20 protein-coding genes and 1 pseudogene are annotated in these 21,187 nt (G+C 66.8%); 14 read left to right on the top strand and 7 right to left on the bottom strand.

Annotated elements, in window-relative coordinates; genetic code table 11:
• Nucleotides 1-298 precede the first annotated feature (298 nt).
• From AC1DQ3_RS23140 to AC1DQ3_RS23130, 3 genes are all read left to right on the top strand, one after another.
• A complete protein-coding gene (locus AC1DQ3_RS23140) occupies nucleotides 299-949 on the top strand; it encodes an MBL fold metallo-hydrolase (protein ID WP_477122491.1) in 651 nt (216 codons plus the stop codon).
• Nucleotides 950-952: 3 nt separating this feature from the next.
• On the top strand, nucleotides 953-1,645 hold the full coding sequence (locus AC1DQ3_RS23135; protein WP_477122490.1) for a 3'-5' exonuclease family protein: 693 nt from the start codon (nucleotides 953-955) through the stop codon (nucleotides 1,643-1,645).
• Between the two features lie 158 nt (nucleotides 1,646-1,803).
• Entirely contained in the window at nucleotides 1,804-2,031 is a 228-nt protein-coding gene (locus tag AC1DQ3_RS23130) for a hypothetical protein (RefSeq protein ID WP_477122489.1), read from the top strand.
• Nucleotides 2,032-2,133: 102 nt separating this feature from the next.
• Here the strand turns inward: AC1DQ3_RS23130 and arsC are convergent, their stop codons facing one another.
• The 3 genes from arsC to AC1DQ3_RS23115 all read right to left on the bottom strand — a co-directional run bounded on the left by arsC (nucleotide 2,134) and on the right by AC1DQ3_RS23115 (nucleotide 5,459).
• Nucleotides 2,134-2,493, bottom strand: a complete 360-nt coding sequence (gene arsC, locus AC1DQ3_RS23125; RefSeq protein WP_477122488.1) for an arsenate reductase (glutaredoxin) — start codon at nucleotides 2,491-2,493, stop codon at nucleotides 2,134-2,136.
• 349 nt (nucleotides 2,494-2,842) lie between these two features.
• Nucleotides 2,843-4,111 carry a M20/M25/M40 family metallo-hydrolase gene (locus AC1DQ3_RS23120; protein WP_477122487.1) on the bottom strand — a complete coding sequence of 423 codons (1,269 nt, stop codon included), beginning with the start codon at nucleotides 4,109-4,111 and terminating at the stop codon, nucleotides 2,843-2,845.
• An 82-nt stretch (nucleotides 4,112-4,193) separates the two neighbouring features.
• Nucleotides 4,194-5,459: an allantoate amidohydrolase gene (locus tag AC1DQ3_RS23115; RefSeq protein ID WP_477122486.1), complete on the bottom strand. Its 1,266-nt coding sequence runs from the start codon at nucleotides 5,457-5,459 to the stop codon at nucleotides 4,194-4,196.
• Nucleotides 5,460-5,885: 426 nt separating this feature from the next.
• Between AC1DQ3_RS23115 and AC1DQ3_RS23110 the strand changes: the two genes are divergently transcribed.
• The 5 genes and pseudogenes from AC1DQ3_RS23110 to AC1DQ3_RS23090 all read left to right on the top strand — a co-directional run bounded on the left by AC1DQ3_RS23110 (nucleotide 5,886) and on the right by AC1DQ3_RS23090 (nucleotide 10,373).
• On the top strand, nucleotides 5,886-7,298 hold the full coding sequence (locus tag AC1DQ3_RS23110; protein ID WP_477122485.1) for a C4-dicarboxylate transporter DctA: 1,413 nt from the start codon (nucleotides 5,886-5,888) through the stop codon (nucleotides 7,296-7,298).
• A gap of 45 nt (nucleotides 7,299-7,343) precedes the next feature.
• The gene (locus AC1DQ3_RS23105; RefSeq protein ID WP_477122484.1) at nucleotides 7,344-8,033 is read left to right on the top strand and encodes a GntR family transcriptional regulator; all 690 of its coding nucleotides are present in this window, start codon (nucleotides 7,344-7,346) and stop codon (nucleotides 8,031-8,033) included.
• Between the two features lie 400 nt (nucleotides 8,034-8,433).
• Complete coding sequence (locus tag AC1DQ3_RS23100) at nucleotides 8,434-9,210, top strand: enoyl-CoA hydratase-related protein (protein WP_477122483.1); 777 nt, start codon at nucleotides 8,434-8,436, stop codon at nucleotides 9,208-9,210.
• 18 nt (nucleotides 9,211-9,228) lie between these two features.
• Nucleotides 9,229-9,528, top strand: a pseudogene (locus tag AC1DQ3_RS23095) (AMP-binding enzyme); the annotation flags it as partial.
• Nucleotides 9,525-10,373 (top strand): crotonase/enoyl-CoA hydratase family protein, encoded by an 849-nt coding sequence (locus AC1DQ3_RS23090; protein ID WP_477122482.1) that lies wholly within the window; start codon nucleotides 9,525-9,527, stop codon nucleotides 10,371-10,373. The pseudogene AC1DQ3_RS23095 and the gene AC1DQ3_RS23090, both read left to right, overlap by 4 nt.
• A 48-nt stretch (nucleotides 10,374-10,421) precedes the next feature.
• Here AC1DQ3_RS23090 and AC1DQ3_RS23085 read toward each other — a convergent pair whose 3' ends face one another.
• The 3 genes from AC1DQ3_RS23085 to AC1DQ3_RS23075 form a co-directional block, all read right to left on the bottom strand.
• On the bottom strand, nucleotides 10,422-10,805 hold the full coding sequence (locus tag AC1DQ3_RS23085; RefSeq protein WP_477122481.1) for a DUF2784 domain-containing protein: 384 nt from the start codon (nucleotides 10,803-10,805) through the stop codon (nucleotides 10,422-10,424).
• The gene (locus AC1DQ3_RS23080) at nucleotides 10,802-11,719 is read right to left on the bottom strand and encodes a LysR family transcriptional regulator (RefSeq protein ID WP_477122480.1); all 918 of its coding nucleotides are present in this window, start codon (nucleotides 11,717-11,719) and stop codon (nucleotides 10,802-10,804) included. The genes AC1DQ3_RS23085 and AC1DQ3_RS23080 overlap by 4 nt, the downstream gene beginning before the upstream one ends.
• A gap of 136 nt (nucleotides 11,720-11,855) precedes the next feature.
• Nucleotides 11,856-12,794: a LysR family transcriptional regulator gene (locus AC1DQ3_RS23075; RefSeq protein WP_477122479.1), complete on the bottom strand. Its 939-nt coding sequence runs from the start codon at nucleotides 12,792-12,794 to the stop codon at nucleotides 11,856-11,858.
• 351 nt (nucleotides 12,795-13,145) lie between these two features.
• On the opposite strand from AC1DQ3_RS23075, the gene AC1DQ3_RS23070 reads away from it, so the two are divergent.
• Complete coding sequence (locus AC1DQ3_RS23070; RefSeq protein WP_477122478.1) at nucleotides 13,146-14,456, top strand: MFS transporter; 1,311 nt, start codon at nucleotides 13,146-13,148, stop codon at nucleotides 14,454-14,456.
• A gap of 40 nt (nucleotides 14,457-14,496) precedes the next feature.
• A complete protein-coding gene (locus AC1DQ3_RS23065; RefSeq protein WP_477122477.1) occupies nucleotides 14,497-15,708 on the top strand; it encodes a M20 aminoacylase family protein in 1,212 nt (403 codons plus the stop codon).
• Here AC1DQ3_RS23065 and AC1DQ3_RS23060 read toward each other — a convergent pair.
• Entirely contained in the window at nucleotides 15,693-16,583 is an 891-nt protein-coding gene (locus tag AC1DQ3_RS23060) for a hypothetical protein (RefSeq protein WP_477122476.1), read from the bottom strand. The genes AC1DQ3_RS23065 and AC1DQ3_RS23060 overlap by 16 nt on opposite strands.
• Before the next feature lie 364 nt (nucleotides 16,584-16,947).
• Here AC1DQ3_RS23060 and gcl point away from each other — a divergent pair, with 364 nt between their 5' ends.
• From gcl to AC1DQ3_RS23040, 4 genes are all read left to right on the top strand, one after another.
• Nucleotides 16,948-18,723: a glyoxylate carboligase gene (gene gcl, locus AC1DQ3_RS23055; protein ID WP_477122475.1), complete on the top strand. Its 1,776-nt coding sequence runs from the start codon at nucleotides 16,948-16,950 to the stop codon at nucleotides 18,721-18,723.
• A 115-nt stretch (nucleotides 18,724-18,838) separates the two neighbouring features.
• The gene (gene hyi / locus AC1DQ3_RS23050) at nucleotides 18,839-19,621 is read left to right on the top strand and encodes a hydroxypyruvate isomerase (RefSeq protein ID WP_477122474.1); all 783 of its coding nucleotides are present in this window, start codon (nucleotides 18,839-18,841) and stop codon (nucleotides 19,619-19,621) included.
• Nucleotides 19,622-19,637: 16 nt separating this feature from the next.
• Nucleotides 19,638-20,606, top strand: coding sequence for a 2-hydroxy-3-oxopropionate reductase (gene glxR / locus AC1DQ3_RS23045; protein WP_477122551.1), 969 nt, complete (start codon nucleotides 19,638-19,640; stop codon nucleotides 20,604-20,606).
• A gap of 86 nt (nucleotides 20,607-20,692) precedes the next feature.
• Nucleotides 20,693-21,187 (top strand): DUF4147 domain-containing protein (locus AC1DQ3_RS23040; RefSeq protein WP_477122473.1); only part of this gene is annotated, 495 nt, incomplete at its 3' end.

Genomic DNA, 21,187 nt, shown 5'->3' with positions numbered 1-21,187 from the left:
GCAGTTACGCCTATGACCTTGATTTTGTTACGAATTGTCTTTAATTCGCTGCAAAATCCGTACCCGAATCGGCGGCCAAGGGGCGCGAAGCCAGTCCTGGCAAGGCTTTCACGGTGTGATGCCCGCGCGGCTTGCACCCTTGCATACGCCGTCGGGCCGGGCACGTCCCATCAGGCTCAACGCTACAATGCGACCACTGATCCGATCGCCAGCCGAGCTTCCCGGCACATATATTGTGCCGCATGAGGCCCTCCGATGCGACCTGACCCCCCTGTGTCCCCTGCTCATTTTTCACGCCATGCAAGTTTTACTGATTCCCGTGACGCCCTTCCAGCAGAACTGCGCGCTGCTGATCGACGAGACCACTGGCCGCGCGGCGGTGACCGATCCCGGCGGCGACCTTGACCGCATCCATGCCGCGGTCAAGGAGCACGGGGTGACACTGGAGAAGATCTTCCTCACCCACGGGCACGTGGACCATTGCGCGGGGGCGGCAGCCCTGGCGCGCGAGCTCGGGATCCCGATCGAAGGGCCGCACCAGGACGAGCGCTTCTGGATCGATCAATTGCCGGAGCAGACGCGCCGCTTTGGCTTTGGCCACGCCGAGGTCTTCGAGCCGCAGCGTTGGCTGGACACGGGCGACACCGTGCAGTTCGGCAGCGAGACGCTGGAGGTCTACCATTGCCCCGGCCACACGCCCGGCCACGTGGTGTTTTTCTCGCGCCCGCACCGGCTCGCCATCGTGGGCGACGTGCTGTTCGCCGGCTCGATCGGCCGTACCGACTTCCCGCGCGGCAACCATGCCGACCTGATCCGCTCGATCCGTACCCATCTGTGGCCGCTGGGCAGCGACGTCAGCTTCGTGCCCGGCCACGGCCCGGTCTCCACCTTTGGCGAGGAGCGCAAGCACAACCCCTATGTCGCCGACCACCTCATCGATGCAGGCTGAGCCATGGTCAAGCGACAGGCACCTGACACCCGCCCCGAAATCTATGTGAGCACCGATGTGGAGGCCGACGGCCCGATTCCTGGCCCGCACTCCATGCTGTCGTTCGCTTCCGCCGCGATGCTGGCGGACAAGACCGTGGTCAGCACCTTCTCGGCCAACCTGGAGACGCTGCCGGGTGCCGCCGGGCATCCGGCGCAGATGCAGTGGTGGCAAACGCAGCCGGAAGCCTGGGCGGCCTGCCGGCAGAACCTGGAACTGCCCGAGCGGGCCATGGTGCGCTACGTGGAATGGGTGGAAAGCCTGCCCGGCAAGCCGGTCTTCGTGGCCTTCCCGGCCGGCTTCGATTTCACCTGGATGTTCTGGTACATGATGCGTTTCGCCGGCCGCTCGCCGTTCGGCTGGGCCGCGCTCGACATCAAGACCATGGCTTTCGCCATGACCGGGCTGCCTTACCGCAAGACCGTCAAGCCGGCGCTGCCGGCCGCTTGGAAAGATCCGCTGCCGCACACCCATGTGGCGCTGGACGATGCGCTGGAGCAAGGCGCGCTGTTCTGCAATATGCTTGCCGAATTGCGTGCCCGCGAGAGCAGGCTCGCCGCCGCGCCGGCCGTTGCCGGAGGCGATGGCGCGCCGGCTGCCCCGGCTGCTCCGGCTGCCCCGGCTGCTCCGGCTGCCCCGGCTGCTCCGGCAGCCTGATCCGGCTCGCGCGCGGATCTCCGGCGCTGGCCTCGCATCCTGCGCCGCGCCAGCTATAGTTAAGGCGTATATGGCGTTCGAACCCACCCGATTTCAGGGCGGCCGCGTCGCCAGGCCATATACAGAGGCTCGCGTGCCACGCCCAGGAGGTGTCGCCCATGCGTTTCCACCCCGATCTGCACCTCAGGCAGTTGGCCGGCCGGTTGCACTGGCCGCATGGGACGCCGTCGGCACGCGAATCCACGCGCCCGCACTCGCTGCAAGACGACGCCGAAGTCGCCAAGGCCATTGTCTACGTCAGCGCGCTGACCCTGGTGAGCCTGCTGGTGGTCCTCGCGGCAATCGCTTTCGGTCAGGAGGCCATGCACTGGCTGGGTGTTCCCTAGACGATCCACCTGAAGCAATTCAGCCGTCTTGACCGGGCCGGCCCCCACTGCGTGGGGGCCGGTTTTATTCTGGTGCCGCGGTTTGCCGGAACCGCAAACGGCTCAGACCAGCAGCGGGGCCACGTTCTCGGGCGGACGGCCGATCGCGGCGCGGCGATTGCGCACCACCACCGGGCGCTGCAGCAGGATGGGTTGGTCGGCCACCGCGCCCAGCAGCTCGGCATCGGTCAGGCCCGGGTCGGCCAGCCCCAGTTCCTTGTAGGGTGCTTCGTTGTCGCGGACCATCTCGCGCACCGGCACGCCCAGCATGGTATGCAGCTGCTTGAGGGTAGCCAGCGTGGGCGGCGTCTTCAGGTATTCCACGATCTCCACGGTCTCGCCCAGCCGGGTGGCGGCGGCCTCGACCAGCGCCAGGGTTTCGCGTGATTTCGAGCAGCGGGGGTTGTGATAGATGGTGATCATAAAGGAACTCCTGGTTCGGTGTCGGGGCAGCCGGGCGTGCGCCGGTGATGCCTTGCCCGGGACTGGAACCCGCACTATACAAGCGGGGCCGCCCGCGCGCATGCCCCGCTGGAGCCGGGGGTCGGCGATCTGCGGCTGCGCCTCGAAACTTGTCAGGGCGATGCAGGCGAGCACCTGCTTGGGGACGAGGTCGCCGGAGGGCGGGAGGGGATTTCCGAGAAAATTCTACGGAAGAATTAATCGCGATTCTAATTCTTAGAATTTATTCTTCGCGTGAATTAATTAAGGCAAGCCGATGTCCCGGTTCGCCGGCCCCGGGCGCAACTTCGCCCAGGGCCGTCAAGCCTTGTCAGCCCATCAGGTCCGACAGCGCCAGCGCCACCACCTTGGTGGCACGATTCAGGTCGTTCAAGCGCAGGTTCTCATCCGAGTTGTGGCCGCGCGCTTCCATCAGCGTGCGCGGGCCGGCACCGTACAGCACGGTGGGGATGCCGTACTTGGTGTAGTGGCGGGCATCGGTGTAGAGCGGCGAGCCTTGCACCGGGATCTCCACGCCGAACACCTCCTCCGCACGGCCCTTGAGGACGCCGATCAGCTTCTCCACGCCCGGCAGTTCCGACAGCGGCTCGGCCAGGATGATGCGCTTGACCTTGACCTCGATGCCAGGACGGTCCTTGGCGGCATTCTCGACCACGGCGCGGAGCTCGCCTTCGGCGTCGAAGCCGATTTCCTCGGGGATCATGCGGCGGTCGACGCGGAAGGTCACCAGGTCCGGCACCACATTGGTGTTGATGCCGCCCTTGATCAGGCCGACGTTCAGCGTGGCGGTATCGATGCCCAGCGTCTTCGACTTGCGCGTGGCGAGTTCGGCGCGCAGGCCGTAGATGGCTTGCAGGATGTGGGTGGCGGCTTCGATCGCGTCCACGCCGGTGTGCGGCATGGCGGCGTGGCCCTGCTTGCCCTTGACCGTGACTTCCACGTGCAGGCAGCCATTGTGGGCCGAGGTGATGCCGTAGGAAAAGCCCGCCGAGATGGCGTAGTCAGGCTTGCTCAGGCCCTGGTCGAGCAGGAACCTGGGACCGATGTCGCCGCCGGTTTCCTCGTCGTAGGTGAATTGCAGTTCCAGCGTGCCGTTGAGGCTGGCGCCTTGCTTCTCGGCTTCCATCAGCGCCAGCACGGCGTAGGTGTAGGTGGCGAAGTCCGACTTGGACACCGCCACGCCGCGGCCGTACATGACCGGGCCGTGCTCGCTGTCGGCGATCTCGCCGCCGTACGGGTCCTTGGTCCAGCCCAGGCCGGGGGGCACCACGTCGCCGTGGGCGTTCATGGCGATGGTGGGGCCACCCTTGCCGAAGGTCTTGCGCACCAGCAGGTTGGTGGCGCTGATCATGCCGGCGGCCTTGACCAGTTCATCCGGCACCTTGTGCGCTTCCACCTTGAAGCCCAGGCCTTCGAGCAGCACCTTGGCGCGGGCGCCGTGCGCATCGCAGTCGCCCGCCGGGTTGTCGGACGGCACCTTGACCAGTTCGGCCAGGAAGGCTTCCTGCGCGGGGCGTTGCGCGTCGATGTAGTTGGTGAGCGTGGTCTGCAGCGGGTTCACGTTGTCTCGTGCGGTCATGTTTTATCTCTAAATCTAGATTTAAAAGTAAAAGCTGAAGGTTTTTCAGGATCGGGGATGCTGGCGCCGGGGCGTTTAATGCCTATTGGTGCCGTGCGGAATGCTTGTCGAAGTGCTCGACGAAATCGCCGAATACGGCGGCAGCGCTGGCGGCGTCTTCCGCAGTCATGATCTCGGTGGGGTGATGGCTGATGCCGCCGTTGCCGCAGCGCACAAACAGCATCGCCACATCGGCGATGGCGGCGATGGCCATGGCGTCGTGCCCGGCGCCGGAAGGCAGGTGGCGTACCGGCAGGCCCTGGCGGGCGATGGCCTCGGCCCATTGCTGCTGCAGCCAGGGCGCGCAAGGCACGCTGACGGCTTCATGGGTCTTGCGGACTTGTACGCGCACATTGCGGCGGGCGCACACGCGCTCGATTTCCGCCAGCACGTCGTTGACGGCAGCCTGGCGCACGGCGTCCTCGCCGGCGCGGATGTCGATGGAAAACACCGCGCGGCCGGGCACCACGTTGGCTGCGCCATTCGGCACATTGAACTGGCCGACCGTACCCACCAGACCCGGCAAGCCGCCGCAGCGGCGTTCGATGAAGAGGCCGATCTCGGCGCCGGCCATCGCCGCATCGCGGCGCATGTCCATCGGCACCGTGCCGGCATGCCCGGCCAGTCCTTCGAGTTCCACAATAAAACGGGTGGCGCCGGAGATCGCAGTAACGACGCCGAGCGGCAGGCCCTCGTTCAGCAGCACCGGGCCCTGCTCGATATGGACTTCCACGAAGGCCAGCACCTGCTCGCGCGCATGCGCGGCGGCGGGCAGGCCGGCGGGATCGAAACCGGCCTCGCGCATCACGTCGCGCATGGTCTTGCCGGAGTCGTCCACGTTGTCGAGCACCTTGTTGTCGAAGGTGCCGGCAATGGCCCGGCTGCCCAGCAGCGTCGCCTTGAAGCGCACGCCCTCTTCCTCGGCAAAACCGACCACCTCGATGGCAAACGGGAAGCGCTTGCCCTGCCGGTTCCATTGCGCCACGCAGGCAACCGGCAGGATCACGCCAAGGTTGCCGTCGTAGCGGCCGCCATCGCGCACGGTGTCGAAATGCGAGCCGGTGAGCAGTGCGGGCGCGTCGGGCGCGGTGCCCTCGTAGCGGCCGATCACGTTGCCGGCGGCATCGCGGCGCACCGTCATGCCGGCTTCGCGCATCCATTCGGCCAGTTGCGCGGCGGCGCCGTGATGCGCCTCGGTGAGATAGGTGCGGGTGAGCATGCCCGGCTGCTCGGTGTGGACGGCCAGGGTATCGGCCCAGGCCATGATGCGCGCCCCGGTTTCGGTAGCGGGCGTGAGGGTTGCTGCCATGCGTGTCTCCTGCTGGAAGTGCGCGAATGCGATGGCGCCGGATCATGCAAGCCCCGCCCCAGCGGCACCGCGCGGGTACCGGGCCGGTGCCCTGGGGAAAGTCCCAGGGGCGCCGCGACTCTCGTTCGAGAGCTCTATTCTGTGCGATTCATGGTAGCACAGTGAATTCAAAAATTGCATACAAAAATGATATGCACTATATTGGCTTCCATGTTCCGACAATTCGCTGCGGACAATCCGATCCGGACAGCGAATTGCGTGGATTCCGCTCCAACAGGAGGGCCAGTCCACGAGTCGCCGCAGCCCTCACCCGGCCACGCGCCCGGCACGTCAGGCCGGCCATCCCGCTACGCGGGCAACCGGCAATTCCTGCAGCAATGACAGGACGCGCCAGCCAGGCCTGGACGCGCCCGCATGGAGACAACGATGCACTCAGCAGTCCAGCCGCGGCCCGCTTCCGGCCGCCCGCAGTCCGCCCTCACCCGCTTTGCCCGTTCCCTGTTCGGCCAGGTCCTGATCGCTCTTGTGCTTGGCACTGCACTCGGCCTGCTCTTTCCCGAGTTTGCCGCCAAGCTCAAGCCGCTTGGCGACGGCTTTATCAAGCTGATCAAGATGTTGATCGGGCCGATCGTCTTCTGCGTGGTGGTGGCCGGTATCTGCGGCGCCGGCGAACTGAAGAAGGTGGGCCGGGTCGGCATCAAGGCGGTGCTGTACTTCGAGGTGGTCACCACGATTGCCCTGGCACTGGGCATTGCACTGGCCTACATCTTCCATCCCGGCTCCGGCATGAACGTCAACCCGGCCTCGCTCGACGCTTCGGCAATGTCCGCCTACGTGGACACCGCCGCCAAGGTCAAGAGCGCCGGCATGGCGGACTTCCTGATGAAGCTGATTCCCGGCACGGTGATGGGCGCATTCGCCAGCGGCGACGTGTTGCAGGTGCTGCTGGTGTCGATCCTGTTCGGCTGCGCGCTGTCGCTGGTGGGTGAGCGTGGACGGCCGCTGGTGTCGATGATCGATACCTTCTCGCACACGCTGTTCAAGATGATGAGCTTCATCATCAAGCTGGCGCCGCTGGGCGTGCTGGGCGCGGTGGCGTTCACGGTCGGCAAGTACGGCATCGGCTCGCTCAAGCAGCTCGGCTACCTGGTGGTGGTGTTCTACGGCGCGGTGAGCTTGTTCGTGCTGGTGGTGCTGGGCACGGTGATGCGCCTGTGCGGCTTCTCCGTGCTCAAGCTGATCCGCTACCTGCGCGCCGAACTGCTGGTGGTGCTGGGCACCGCGTCGTCGGACAGCGTGCTGCCGCAGATCATGAAGAAGCTCGAGTTCATGGGCATCAAGAAGTCGGTGGTTGGCCTGGTGATCCCCACCGGCTACTCCTTCAACCTCGACGCTTTCTCGATCTACCTGACGCTGGCCGCGGTGTTCATCGCCCAGGCTACCAATACGCCGCTGGCGCTTGGCGACCTGCTCGGCATCCTGGCGGTGGCGCTGGTCACATCCAAGGGCGCGCACGGCATTCCCGGCTCGGCTATCGTGATCCTGGCGGCGACGCTGTCGGCGCACCCGGCGATTCCGGCCATCGGCCTGGTGCTGGTGCTGTCGGTGGACTGGTTCATCGGCATCGCGCGCGCGGTCGGCAACCTGATCGGCAACTGCGTGGCAACCGTGGTGGTGGCCGCCTGGGAGAAGGACATCGACCGGGCGCGCGCCCATGACGTGCTCAACGGCAAGATCGACGCCACCGACCTGGACGCGGGACTGGCGCCGGCACCGCACGAGGCCGCGCCGGCCACTTCCGGGGCAGCCCGGCTGCCCGGCGCGGCCGCGGGGCGCTAGAATCTCGGCATTCCTCATATCGAGACGCAGCGCAAGCGCGCAATCATGCCCGAGCATATCGACCCTGCCATGACCGCCGAAGCGATCGCCGAAGACATCGTCGCGGCCATCGTTTCGCACCGGCTGCCGCCCGGCACCAAGCTGCGGGAGGAGGCCCTGGCCAGCGTCTACCGCGTGAGCCGCACCAAGGTGCGCGCCGCGCTGCTGATGCTGTCCAAGGACAAGGTCATCCAGATCGTGCCGGACAAAGGCGCCTTGGTGGCCAAGCCCAGCGCCGAGGAGGCGCGCGAAGTATTCGCCGTGCGCCGCATCCTGGAAGCCGCGCTGGCGCGTGAATTCGTGGCACGCGCCACCGCCGCCGACTACAAGCGCATCGACCGGCACCTCGCCGCCGAGAAAAAGGCGCTGACCGGCACCGATGCGCAAGCGCGCACCCGCCTGCTGGGCGATTTCCATATCATCCTGGCCGAAGTGGTGGGCAACGGCGTGCTGACCGGCATGCTGCAGGAGTTGTCGACGCGCAGCGCGGTGATCACCATGCTGTACCAGTCCCGCCGCGATGCTGCCTGCTCGTCCGACGAGCATCGCGAGTTTATCGAGGCTGCCCGCGCCGGCGACACCGAGCGCGCGGCGACCCTGATGGTGGACCACCTGAACCACGTCGAGGCGGCGCTGCATTTCGAGCAGGTGCCGCCCGCCCGCGGCAAGGACCTGGTGACGGCGCTGCTGGCCTGAGTCCGGCGTTTGCCGCTGCGCTTGACCTGCGTCAAGGCTGGCGCCGCGTCCTTGCCGCATCATCGATCCCGTCATGAAGCTGCGGGGGCGCGCTTCATGACACATGGCCCGTTCTTCGCGGACGGCAGCCCGCACGCCGGCCTGGGTGCGGGCTTTTTTTCATTCGCGCGGCGGCAATTCGTCCGCTTTCCCGCCTGCCGCCCTTGCCTTGCCCACCTTGTTGCGTACCTGGCGCAACGTCATTGCCGGATCCGTACGTGATCGAATCGTGGCTTCGGAGTAGGATGTCGGAGGCCCAGGTCAGAGGCCACATCAAAGACAAGACGACAATGGGCGATGCCGCGGCCGTACCGGCATCGGCGCATTCGACCCTCAAGACATCCACGACAAGGAGACTTCAATGACATCGCCCGTGCTCTATCACGCCGCCGAAGGCGTGGCCACCATCACCCTGAACCGCCCCGATGTGCTCAATGCGCTCAATGCGGAGCTGCTGGCTGAGCTGCGCGCCGCGGTCGAGCGCGCCGCACAGGACGAAGCCGTGCGTGCGGTCGTGTTGGCCGCCAACGGCCGGGGCTTTTGCGCCGGCGCGGATCTCGCCGGGCGCCAGTCCGAACTGAAGGACTCCGGCACGCTGCTGCGCGAGCGCTATCACCCGATCATCCTGGCACTGCGCAATATGCACAAGCCTGTGATTACCTCGGTCAACGGCGTGGCGGCCGGCGCCGGCATGAGCCTGGCGCTCGCCGGCGACGTGGTGCTGGCGGGACGGTCTGCCTCGTTCCTGCAGGCATTCTCCAAGATCGGCCTGGTGCCCGATGCGGGCAGCACCTACTTCCTGCCGCGCTATGCGGGCGAGATGCGGGCGCGCGCGCTGGCCATCCTGGCCGAGAAGATCGACGCCGCGGAAGCCCATCGCATCGGCCTGGTGTGGAAGGTGCACGACGACGAAGCCCTGCGGGCCGAGACCGCCAGGCTGGCAGCCCACCTGGCGCAGATGCCCACCTTTGCCTACGGCCTGATCAAGGAAGCGCTCAACGCCAGCCTGGAGAGCGACCTGCCCACGCAGCTCGAACGCGAGGCCACGATGCAATCGCGCGCGTCGAGCAGCGAGGACTTCAAGGAAGGCGTGGCGGCTTTCCTGGAGAAGCGCAAACCGGCATTCAAGGGACGCTGAAACGCCTCTTGCACGACCATGGGCCATCCCGCCGTGGCCGAGGCCGCGGTGATCGGCGTGCCGCATCCGACGTGGCAGGAGCGGCCGCTGCTGGTGGTGGTGCGCCGCCCCGGCAAGGCAGTCAGCGCCGCCGAACTGCTCGATTTCCTCGCCGCGCGCGTGGCGAAGTGGTGGGTGCCGGACGACGTCGCCTTTGTCGACGCGCTGCCCCACACGGCCACCGGCAAGCTGCTCAAGGTAAAGCTGCGCGAACAATTCAAAGACCATGTCCTGCCCACGGCGCAGGCACCCATTCAAGCAAGGAGTAACGCGACATGAGCACCAGCAGCGAACGCATCATCCTGACCATCGAAGACGGCGTGGCCGAGGTCAGGCTCAACCGCCCTGACAAGATGAACGCGCTCGATCCCGCCATGTTCGATGCGCTGATCGAAACCGGCCAGCAGCTCGCGCGCGCACCCGGCCTGCGCGCCGTGGTGCTGTCGGGCGCGGGCCGCGCCTTTTGCGCAGGGCTCGATATGCAGAGCATGGCGGGGCTGGCTGGCGGCGGCGAAGGTGGCGAAGGCGGCGAGAGCGGCGAGAGCGGCGAGGGCGGCGCCGGCCGTCTCGCGGCGCGCACCCATGGCATTTCCAATCGGCCGCAGTTCGCGTGCATGGTGTGGCGCGAATTGCCGGTGCCGGTGATTGCCGCGGTGCACGGCGTGGCGTTCGGCGGCGGGCTCCAGGTCGCGCTCGGCGCGGATTTGCGCTACGTTACCGCGGACACGCGCATGTCGGTGATGGAGATCAAGTGGGGCCTGGTGCCCGACATGGCCGGCATGTTATTGATGCGCGGACTCGTACGCCCGGACCGGCTGCGCGAGCTGATCTACAGCGGCCGCATCGTCGACGGCGAGCAAGCCTGCGCGCTGGGCCTTGCCACGGCCGTGGTGGACGACCCGCGCGCAACGGCACTGGCCACGGCGCGCGACATCGCCAACCGCAGCCCGGACGCGATCCGCGCGGCCAAGCGGCTGATGCAGGTGAGCGAGCACGGCGACGGTGCGGCCATCCTGTTGGCCGAATCGGTGGAGCAGGATCGCCTGATCGGCGGCGCCAACCAGCGCGAGGCGGTGACCGCCAATATGGAAAAGCGGGCACCGGTGTTCAAGCCGGCATCGTAGTCCACGCATGGCGCCGGCGCAGCCATTCTCGCCGGTGCCGTGTCATGCTTATGCCCGCCCGTTGGTGCGCCGGCGCTGCATGCGGCGGTAGAGCGCCAGGTAGACTGCCGCATTCAGCGCGAGCACCACGGCGCCGAGCACCATCTGGATCTCGCGCGTGAGGCCGTCGGGATAGATCAGCTGCATGACGTAATGCTGAATGAAATCGCCGCCATAGGCTGGCTGGCCCGCGCGCAGGCGCAATGTGCTTTCCAGCGGCGTGAGCGGGCAGATCCATCCGCTCCACTCCACCGCCACACCCCACACCGCCGCCGGCAGGTGCAGCCATGCGAGGCGTGGCCAGCGCCACACCAGCAGGCCGCCCAGCGTCACGAAGAGGATAAAGGCCAGGTGCAGCAGGACGACCGCGTCCGCCAGCCACGCCGCCATCATCGCCCTTGGCGCCCCGTCCAGTAGCCGGGCACCGCGAACGCCGCCTTCAGGTGCTCGATAAAGAAGCGGATCTTGGCCGGCACCGGACGCTGCTGCGGGTACACTGCCAGGATGTCGTAGTCGGGCAGCGCGTACTCGTCCAGCACGGTGATCAGTTCGCCGCTCTCCAGCTGCGACAGGATTTCCCACGTGGAGCGCCAGCCCAGCCCCAGTCCCTCGCCGGTCCAGCGATGCAGCAGTTCGCCGTCGTTGCAGTCGAGGTTGCCGGTCACGCGCACGGTCACGGTCTTGCCGTCCTGCTGGAAATACCAGCCGCGCTGCTGGCCGCCCTGCAGGTTGAAGGCCAGGCAGTTGTGCTGAGCCAGGTCGTCCAGCGTCTGTGGCACGCCATAGCGCGCGAAGTAGGCGGGCGTGCCGCAAACCACACGTTTATTGGTGGACAGCTTGATGGCGACGAAATTCGGATCGATGGCACCGCCGATGCGGATGCCCACGTCATAGCCTTCGCGCACCAGGTCCACCACGCGGTCGGTCAGGTTGAAGGAAATCTGCACCTCCGGATTCGCCGCCAGGAACGCCGGCGCATGCGGCGCCACGTGCTTGCGGCCGAACGCAGCCGGTGCCGACACGATCAGGTGGCCGGTGGCCTTGTGCTTGCCTTCGGCGATCAGCATCTCGGCACGGTCGAGATCGGCCAGTGCCTTCTTGCACTGCTCCATGAATGCCGCGCCCTGCTCCGTCACCACGATGCGCCGCGTCGAGCGGTGCAGCAGCTTCACGCCGATGCGCGCCTCCAGCGCATTGATGCGGCGCCCGATCATCACCGGCGTCACGCCTTGCGTCAGCGCGGCGGCCGCCATGCTGCCGTGTTCGACGACGGCGATAAAGGCTTCGATTTGTTTTAGCTTGTCCATGCTGTGTGTCTCCCGGGCGTCATTGTGGCGCATTTGGCGGCGGGTGGGCATGTGTGGGGGGCCATGGCACACCGCCAGCTTTGCACGAAGTCTCCGATAACGCCTTCAGATGATTCATCACCGCCACCACCCCCCCTCACCTGCCAGCCCGCACCGCAGGCCGCCCCCGCGGCATCCCCTGCGCGCGATGCCGGACTTCCTTGCTGAACTCCGCACACGCATGCGTCATCAGGTCCTCCGACCGATACACCAGGAACACCCGAAACTCCGGCAGCTCATCGCTGATCGGCAGACGCACCAACGACTCCGGATCCAGCCGCAGCGGCCCGGTGCCGTCGAACACAAAGTCCGACCACATGCTGATCAGGTCGGTGCGCGTGGCGAGTTGGAGCCCTAGCAGGTTGGAGGCGCTCTGCACGATGCGCTTGGGCATGTCGAGCCGGTGCATGCGCATCAGGCTGGCCAGCGGACTGCCGGGATCGTCGAGCGGGTCGAGCACGAGCCAGTCGGCGTCGAGCAACGGCCGCACCCGGCGTACCCGTCGCAGCGGATGGCCGGCGCGCACCGCCAGCGACATGCCGGTGGAGAACAGCGGTTCCCACTGGAACGCGCCGGTGCCGGGGCCGCTGTTGGTGGAGATCAGGCCAAGGTCGAGCCGGCCTTCGCGCAAGCCTTCGAGGATTTGCTGCGGGCGCTGTTCGAAGCCGCGCAGGGCCACATTGGGAAAGCGCGTGCGGAACGCGGCCATGGCGTCAGGTAGCGGGCCGCTGGAGGCGACGGCGGTCAGCCCGATATTGAGTTGTGCATCCGCGTGGCCGCGGATCGCTTCGATGTCTTCCAGCGCGTGACGCAGCTCCTGCTCGACAAGGCTGGCGCGCTTGACCAGCGCGACGCCATAGGGGGTCAGACTCACGCCGCGCACCGACCGCGACATCAGCGTGACGCCGAGTTCGCGCTCCAGTTCGGCAATCGCCTTGGACAGCGCCGGCTGCGACACATGCAGGCTGCGCGAGGCTTCGTGGATGCTGCCGTGCCTGGCTACCGCCAGCAGGACGCGCAGTTGCTGCAGTTTCATCTCTTGCTCCCTCCTTGGTGTTCCTGCGGCGGTTCCTGGCGCGCCCCGTTCGGGTGCGCCATGCCCGGCGAGCGTGCGCGCGGGACGTTTTCCGCACGCCAGCGCGTACCCGCCGCTGCACCTGCCATGCCCCATGGCACAAGGCCGCTCGGTACTTCTACCGATGGCGGCGCAACCCTGGTTATGACGGCGATGCCATTTGGTTATCAGGATGAAAATATATGATTTTTGGCTTCCCGTGTTTGCCTGAATACTGCATCGCCAGGGAGTCCCCACATTCCCTACGCTGGACGCAGGCAACCGCCGGCCTCCGCGACCCCCTCCCCCAACCAAGTTCGTGGAGACACCGACATGAACGATGCCACCCTGCCTGGCGCGCCGTCCCTGGCGCCTTCCCAGGCAACGTCCGCCGGCCCGGCACGCCAGAGCCAGTTCCGCCTGATCGCAGCCTGCTCGATCGGCAACGCGCTGGAGATGTACGACTTCACCGTCTACAGCTTCTTCGCCCTGCTGATCGGCAAGCTGTTCTTTCCTTCCGATAGCGCATACGGCTCGCTGCTGCTGGCGGTGGCAACCTTCGGCATCGGCTTTGTGATGCGGCCGCTGGGCGGCTTCGTGATCGGCAACTACGCGGACCGCCGCGGGCGCAAGGCTGCGATGACGCTGACCATTGGCCTGATGGTGCTCGGCACGCTGTGCCTGGCCTTCGCGCCGACCTACGCCTTCGCGGGCGTGTTCGGGCCGCTGATGATCGTGGCGGGGCGCCTGCTGCAGGGTTTCTCGCTGGGCGGCGAGATCGGCGCTTCCACCGCCATGCTGATGGAGTCCGGCGGCGTCAAGGGCCGCGGCTTCCGCGTCAGCTGGCAGCTCGGCAGCCAGGGCATCGCGGCAACGCTGGGCGCGCTCACGGCTGCAATTCTTTATGGCGCGCTGCCGCAGGCATCGCTGGAAAGCTGGGGCTGGCGCCTGCCCKTCGTGCTGGGCCTGCTGATCGCGCCGGTGGGGCTGTATATCCGCGCTCACCTGGATGAGACCCACACGGCGCAGCCGCACGCCCCCAGCCCGCTCGGCACGCTCTTCCGCGAGCACGGGGGCACCGTCGTCAAGGGCATCCTGGCCATCATCGGCGGCACGGTCGCCACTTACCTGGTGGTGTATTTCATGCCCACCTACATGATCCGCGAACTGCATCTGCCGCCGTCGCTGTCGCTGCTGTCGGGCTGCGTGACGGGTCTGGTGTGCCTGGTGGTTTCGCTGATCGCCGGCACGCTGGCCGACCGCATGCCGCGCCGCAAGCCGCTGGTGCTGGGCTCGATGGCCTTCACGCTGGTGTGCCTCTATCCGGCGTTCTGGCTGATGACCCATTACCCGAGCGTGCCGGTGGCGCTGTCGCTGTCCGCCCTGTTGATCGCCAGCGTCTATCTCGGCACCACGCCGATGCTGCTGATGCTGATGGAGATCCTGCCGGGCAAGGTGCGGGCAAGTGGCCTGTCGGTGATCTACGCAATCGGCGTGACCGTGTTCGGCGGCTCCTGCCAGTTCATCGTCACCTGGATGCTGGCCAAGACCGGCAATCCAATGGCGCCGGCCTTCTACATGATGGCCTGCGGCGCGGTGACCATCCTCGCGGTGTCGACCATCCGGGAAACCCGAGCCGATTGAGACTTTCCTCCCCCGCCGCTTCGTAGCAAAGGAATACAGAATGACCCGCGAACCCACCCTGACCCCCTTCCAGCTGCTGCCGCACCTGCTGCCGCAGATCCGGATCGATGCCGATACCTTTATCGGCATCCGCCGCCAGATCCATGCCCAGCCCGAGCTGGGATTCGAAGTGGGCGCGACCAGCAAGCTCGTCGCCACGCTGCTGGAGAGCTGGGGCTATGAAGTGCACACCGGCATTGGCAAAAGCGGCGTGGTGGGACAGCTCAAGTTGGGCAGCGGCACGCGCCGCCTCGGCATCCGCGCCGACATGGACGCGCTGCCCATCGTCGAAGCCACCGGCCTGCCCTATGCCAGCAAGAACCAGGGCAAGATGCACGCCTGCGGCCACGACGGCCACACCGCCATCTTGCTGGCGGCCGCCAAGGCGCTGGCGGACAGCCGCGACTTCGACGGCACGCTCAACCTGATCTTCCAGCCCGACGAGGAAAACCTGTGCGGTGCGCGCGCGATGATCGAGGATGGCCTGTTCGAGCGCTTCCCCTGCGACGCGGTCTATGCCTTGCACAATATGCCGGGCGTGCCGGCCGGCAGCTTCCGTGTCTTGCCGGGCCCGGTGAGCCTGTCGTCCGACGTGGCCGACGTGACCATCAGGGGCGTGGGCGGGCACGGCGCCATGCCGCACCGCGCGCGCGATCCGATCGCGGCATCGGCGGCGATTGTCACGGCGTTGCAGACGGTGGTGGCGCGCAATGTGGCGCCCGACGACACGGCCGTGGTATCGGTCGGTTTCATTCGTGGCGGCGCGACCCATAATGTGATTCCGGAATCGGTCACGCTGGGCCTGAACGTGCGCGCGGCGCGCCCGGAGACCCGCGCACTGGTCGAGCAGCGTATCCGCGAGATTGTCAGCCTGACAGCGCAGGCGCACGGCGTGGAAGCGCACATCGATTATCGCCAGCTGACGCCGCCGATGGTCAACACCGAAAGCGAGACAAGGCTGGCGCAGGCGGTTTGCAGCGAGCTGGTCGGCGCCGGCAATGTTGTGACGCATGCGCCCAAGGGCCTGAACGGCAGCGAGGACTTTGCCTGGATGCTCAACGAGGTACCGGGCTGCTACCTGATCCTCGGCAACGGCGAGGGCGAGTTCGGCGGCTGCATGGTGCACAACCCCGGCTATGACTTCAACGACCAGGTGCTGCCGCTGGGCGCCGCTTGCTGGGTCCGGCTGGCGCAGACTTACCTGACGGCCTGAGACCGCAGGGGCGGACCCGCTGCGGCGTCGTCCGCCTGCGCCGCCTCGTCCGCTTGCGCGGGCGTGCCGCCATCGCGGACTTCCGGTGGCACCGGCGCCGGCGATGGCACCGCAGGGGCCGCCGGCGCTGTAACGGGCAGGGTTGCCGGCGTTATTGCCGCCGGCATCGCCGCCAGCCCCAGCTGCGCGCTGATCTCCGCCGCTTCGGCCAGCACGTAGAGCAGCCGCCGCAGTGGCCGGCTGACCTGCAGTTGCAGGAAGACCGATAGCGCCGCACCCAGGACGAAGGCAATGCCGTACAGCGACAGCAGCGGCAGCAGGCTGCCGCCCTTGCGCGGCAGTTCAATCAACCCGCTGACCAGCGCCAGCGCAAACGGGCTCACCGCGAGCAGCAGCCCGATCGTCCGCGCCATCCCCTCCCACATCCGCAACTGCGCGTTGACGCGCCGGGCCCGCGCGCGCAGCGCCTGGGCCGGTATCCGCGCCAGCGTGCGCAGCAGCGCGCTTTCCGCCTCATCGTGCCGGTCGACCTGGTCAGCGAGCTGGCCCAGCGGGTCGCGCAGCCTGCGCGCGAGCGCGGGCAGGTGCGTCAGCAGCAGCGCCGCCAGCCCCGCCGCGCTGCCGCCCAGCAGGCTGTAGACCAGCCGCGCCTGCCACGGGGCCGGCGTCTGCCTGATCTGGTACTTGGTGTACAGCACCGCGCCGGTCACCAGCAGCGCGGCCAGCGAACAAGCCTGGAACAGCCACAGCAGGCCACGCTGCAGCCGCATCAGCCTGATGGCGGCCGCAGGCGATGCGGCGGCATCGGATTCGGCGGGCGGCTTCCGCTGGAGCGCGTCGAGCAGCTCTCGGGTGGGAGGGAGCCTGGTCTGCATGGTGATTCGGTTGGGATTGGGTGGTTCCTGCGCCTGCGCGGTGCGCGGGCACCGGCGCAATACCTGCACATTGTCGCCATTTGGCGCGCCCGCGGGGTGCGCGGCACGGTCGCTGGCGGGTCTATTGCTGCAATTCTCCACGCATCGTTGTCGTCACACAACGTATGGGAACAGGACGGCCGCGAGGCGCCCCGGCAACCAGTTTCCGGCACCGCGCGCCTTCATTCGATATCACTGGTATCGAATCAACTAATCTCCCTTCCCTTTATCCCAACCCGCTTGCGGGAATAGCATGGACTCCAGCAGTGATTCGCAGCAATTCATAGCCATTCACAAAACATCGCATCAACGATTGGAGACAGATATGCCGAAGATGAGAGCAGTTGACGCGGCCATCGCCGTGCTGGAAAAAGAAGGTATCACCACCGCGTTCGGCGTGCCCGGCGCCGCCATCAACCCGTTCTACTCGGCCATGCGCCGTGCTGGCACGATCGATCATTTCCTGGCCCGCCACGTGGAAGGCGCCTCGCATATGGCCGAGGGCTACACCCGCGCCGAAGCCGGCAATATCGGTGTGTGCGTCGGTACCTCGGGCCCCGCCGGCACCGACATGATCACCGGCCTGTACTCGGCCTGGGCTGACTCCATCCCCATTCTCTGCATCACCGGCCAGGCGCCGCGCGCGCGCCTGTACAAGGAAGACTTTCAGGCCGTCGATATCGAATCGATCGCCAAGCCGGTGACCAAGTGGGCCGTGACCGTGCGCGAGCCGGCGCTGGTCCCGCAAGTGTTCCAGCAGGCCTTCCACCTGATGCGCTCCGGCCGCCCGGGTCCGGTGCTGATCGACCTGCCCTTCGACGTGCAGGTCGCCGAGATCGAATTCGATCCGGAAACCTACCAGCCGCTGCAACCGTACAAGCCGTCCGCCTCGCGCGCGCAGATCGAGAAGGCCATTGCCATGCTCAACGCGTCCGAGCGTCCGCTGATCGTGTGCGGCGGCGGCGTGATCAACGCCGATGCATCCGAGCTGCTGGTGGAGTTCGCCGAACTGGTCAACGTGCCGGTGGTCCCCACGCTGATGGGCTGGGGCGTGCTGGCCGACGACCACCCGCTGCAAGCCGGCATGGTTGGCCTGCAGACGTCGCACCGCTACGGCAACGCCACGATGCTGGCATCGGACTTCGTGCTCGGCATCGGCAACCGCTGGGCCAACCGCCACACGGGCAGCGTCGAGGTCTACACCAAGGGCCGCAAGTTCGTGCACGTGGATATCGAGCCCACCCAGATCGGCCGCGTGTTCGGCCCGGACCTGGGCATCGTCTCCGACGCCAAGGCCGCGCTGGAACAGTTCGTGGAAGTGGCGCGTGAAATGAAGATGGCCGGCCGCCTGCCGTGCCGCAAGAGCTGGGTGGCGGATGTGCAAAAGCGCCGCCGCACCATGCAGCGCAAGAGCGACTTCGACAACGTGCCGGTCAAGCCGCAGCGCGTGTACCGCGAGATGAACCAGTACTTCCCGCGCGATGTCCGCTATGTGTCCACTATCGGCCTGTCGCAAATCGCCGCCGCGCAGTTCCTGTCGGTCAACGAGCCGCGCCACTGGATCAACTGCGGCCAGGCCGGCCCGCTGGGCTGGACCATTCCCGCCGCCATCGGCGTGAAGGTGGCCTCGCCGGAATCGGATGTGGTGGCCATCTCGGGCGACTACGACTTCCAGTTCATGATCGAGGAACTGGCCGTGGCCGCGCAGTTCAAGGTGCCGTACATCCACCTGGTGGTGAACAACTCCTACCTCGGTCTGATTCGCCAGGCGCAGCGCAATTTCGAGATGGACTACTGCGTGCAGCTCGCCTTCGACAACGTGAACTCGCCCGAACTCAACGGCTACGGCGTGGATCACGTGAAGGTGGTGGAAGGCCTGGGCTGCAAGGCGATCCGTGTGTTCAAGCCGGAAGACATCGCGCCGGCCTTTGCCGAAGCGCGCGACCTCATGGCCGAGTTCTCGGTGCCGGTGGTGGTGGAAGTGATCCTGGAGCGCGTGACCAATATCGCGATGGGCACCGAGATCGACAACATCAACGAGTTCGAGCCGATCGAAGACATCGAGGAAGCCATCCTCCGCGAAGAAGTGGAAACGGCGTAAGCAACGCGGGCTGACAAGCGCGGGCCATGAGCCCGCGCGCAGCGCTGCATCCCTCCGCCCCAATCACCGCATCCGCGCGAGCGGAACGCACAAGACAAGTCATCCGGAAACTGCAATGCCAAAACTTGCCGCCAACCTGACCATGCTGTTCAACGAAGTGGCCTTTCTCGACCGCTTCGAAGCCGCCGCGCGCGCGGGCTTCCGCGGCGTGGAGTTCCTCTTCCCCTACGCCTTCCACGCCGACCAGATCGCGGATCGCCTCAACCGTTTCCAGCTCGACCTCGTGCTGCACAACCTGCCCGCCGGCAAGTGGGAAGCGGGCGAGCGCGGCATTGCCTGCCACCCGGACCGCGTGGGCGAGTTCCAGGACGGCGTGGGCGAGGCGATCAAGTACGCCAAGGTGCTGGGCGTACGCCAGCTGAACTGCCTGGTCGGCATCCAGCAGCAGAACGTCAAGCGTGAACAGGCACAGGAAACGCTGGTGGAAAACCTGCGCTTTGCGTCGCAGGCGCTTGCCGCCGAGCAGATCGATCTGCTGGTCGAGCCGATCAACACCTTCGATATTCCCGGCTTCTTCCTGTCAGGCACGCAGCAGGCGCTGGACCTGATCGAACAGGTCAACGCGCCCAACCTCTACGTGCAGTACGACATCTATCACATGCAGCGCATGGAAGGCGAAATCGCCGCCACGCTGAAAGCCCACCTGCCAAAGATCAAGCACGTGCAGCTGGCCGACAACCCGGGCCGCAACGAGCCGGGCACCGGGGAGCTGAACTACCACTTCCTGTTCAAGTGGCTCGACCAGATCGGCTACGGCGGCTGGGTCGGCTGCGAATACAAGCCGCGCACGACCACCACGGAAGGCCTGGGCTGGCGCGCTGAACACGGCGTGCAGTAAGCAGACGAACCATCGCATCACCAAGACAGATTTCGACATTCCATCAAGGAGACATCACATGGCAAACCAACGCAACGTCGGCTTTATCGGCCTGGGCATCATGGGCGCACCGATGGCGGGCCACCTGCGCGCGGCCGGCCACACGCTGTTCGTGCATGACGTCAGTCCCGCGCCGCAAGCGCTGGTCGATGCCGGCGTCACGGTCTGCACCAGCGCCGAGGAAGTCGCCAAGCGCGCCGACATCATCGTGATCATGGTGCCCGACACGCCGCACGTGGAAGCCGTGCTGTTTGCCGAGAAGGGCGTGGCCGCCGCGCTCAAGGCCGCCGGCAAGGAAGCCGCGCACGGCAAGATCGTGGTCGACATGAGCTCGATCTCGCCGATCGCCACCAAGGACTTCGCCGCGCGCATCAACAAGCTCGGCGCCGCTTACCTGGACGCGCCGGTCTCCGGCGGCGAAGTGGGCGCCAAGGCGGCATCGCTGACCATCATGGTCGGCGGCCCGCAAGAGTCGTTCGATGAGGTCAAGCCGCTGTTCGACCTGATGGGCAAGAACGTGACGCTGGTTGGCGGCAACGGCGACGGCCAGACCACCAAGGTGGCCAACCAGATCATCGTGGCGCTGAACATCCAGGCCGTGTCCGAGGCACTGCTGTTCGCCTCCAAGGCGGGCGCGGATCCGGCGCGCGTGCGCCAGGCGCTGATGGGTGGCTTCGCGGCTTCGCGCATCCTGGAAGTGCACGGCGAGCGCATGGTCAAGCGTACGTTCGATCCGGGCTTCCGCATCGAGCTGCACCAGAAGGACCTGAACCTGGCACTGCAAGGCGCCAAGGCGCTGGGCGTGGCGCTGCCCAACACCGCTACCGCGCAAGAGCTGTTCAACACCTGCGCCGCCAACGGCCTGGGCAAACAGGATCACTCGGCACTGTGCCGCGCCATCGAGATCATGTCCAACCATGAGATCGCCAAGGGCGGCGCCAAGTAAGCAGCACCATCACGGCCTGCCCTGGGCAGGCCCGCATCATTCTCCGGCCGCGCGCGGCCGGAGACGCAGCACTTCCGGATCCAGTCATGTACGCCACCGATTCCCACTCCACGCTGCTGGTGCCCCGGCGCCCGGCCGGTCTTTCCGATCCACGCGCGCTGCTGCGCGACCTGTTCGATACCGCGGTCGGCGCCGTCAGCGCCACCCATTGCCTGCCGCCGCAGCTGCCGGCGCCGCCCAAGGGCCGCACGGTGGTGATCGGCGCGGGCAAGGCTGCCGCCGCCATGGCGCAGGCCGTCGAGGCGCACTGGCAAGGTGAACTGTCCGGGCTGGTTGTCACGCGCTATGGACATGGCGCGGCGTGCCGCCGCATCGAGGTGGTGGAAGCCGCGCATCCGGTACCCGACGAAGCCGGCCAGCGCGCCGCGCAACGCATGGTGGAACTGGTCGAGGGCCTCACCGCCGACGACCTGGTGCTGTGCCTGATCTCCGGCGGCGGCTCCGCGCTGCTGGCCGCGCCCGCCCCCGGCATCACGCTCGCCGACAAGCAGGCCGTGAACCGCGCGCTGCTCAATGCTCAA

This window comes from Cupriavidus sp. 01T418 (genome assembly GCF_056398885.1).
This window is presented reverse-complemented; position numbering and strand designations above follow the sequence as displayed.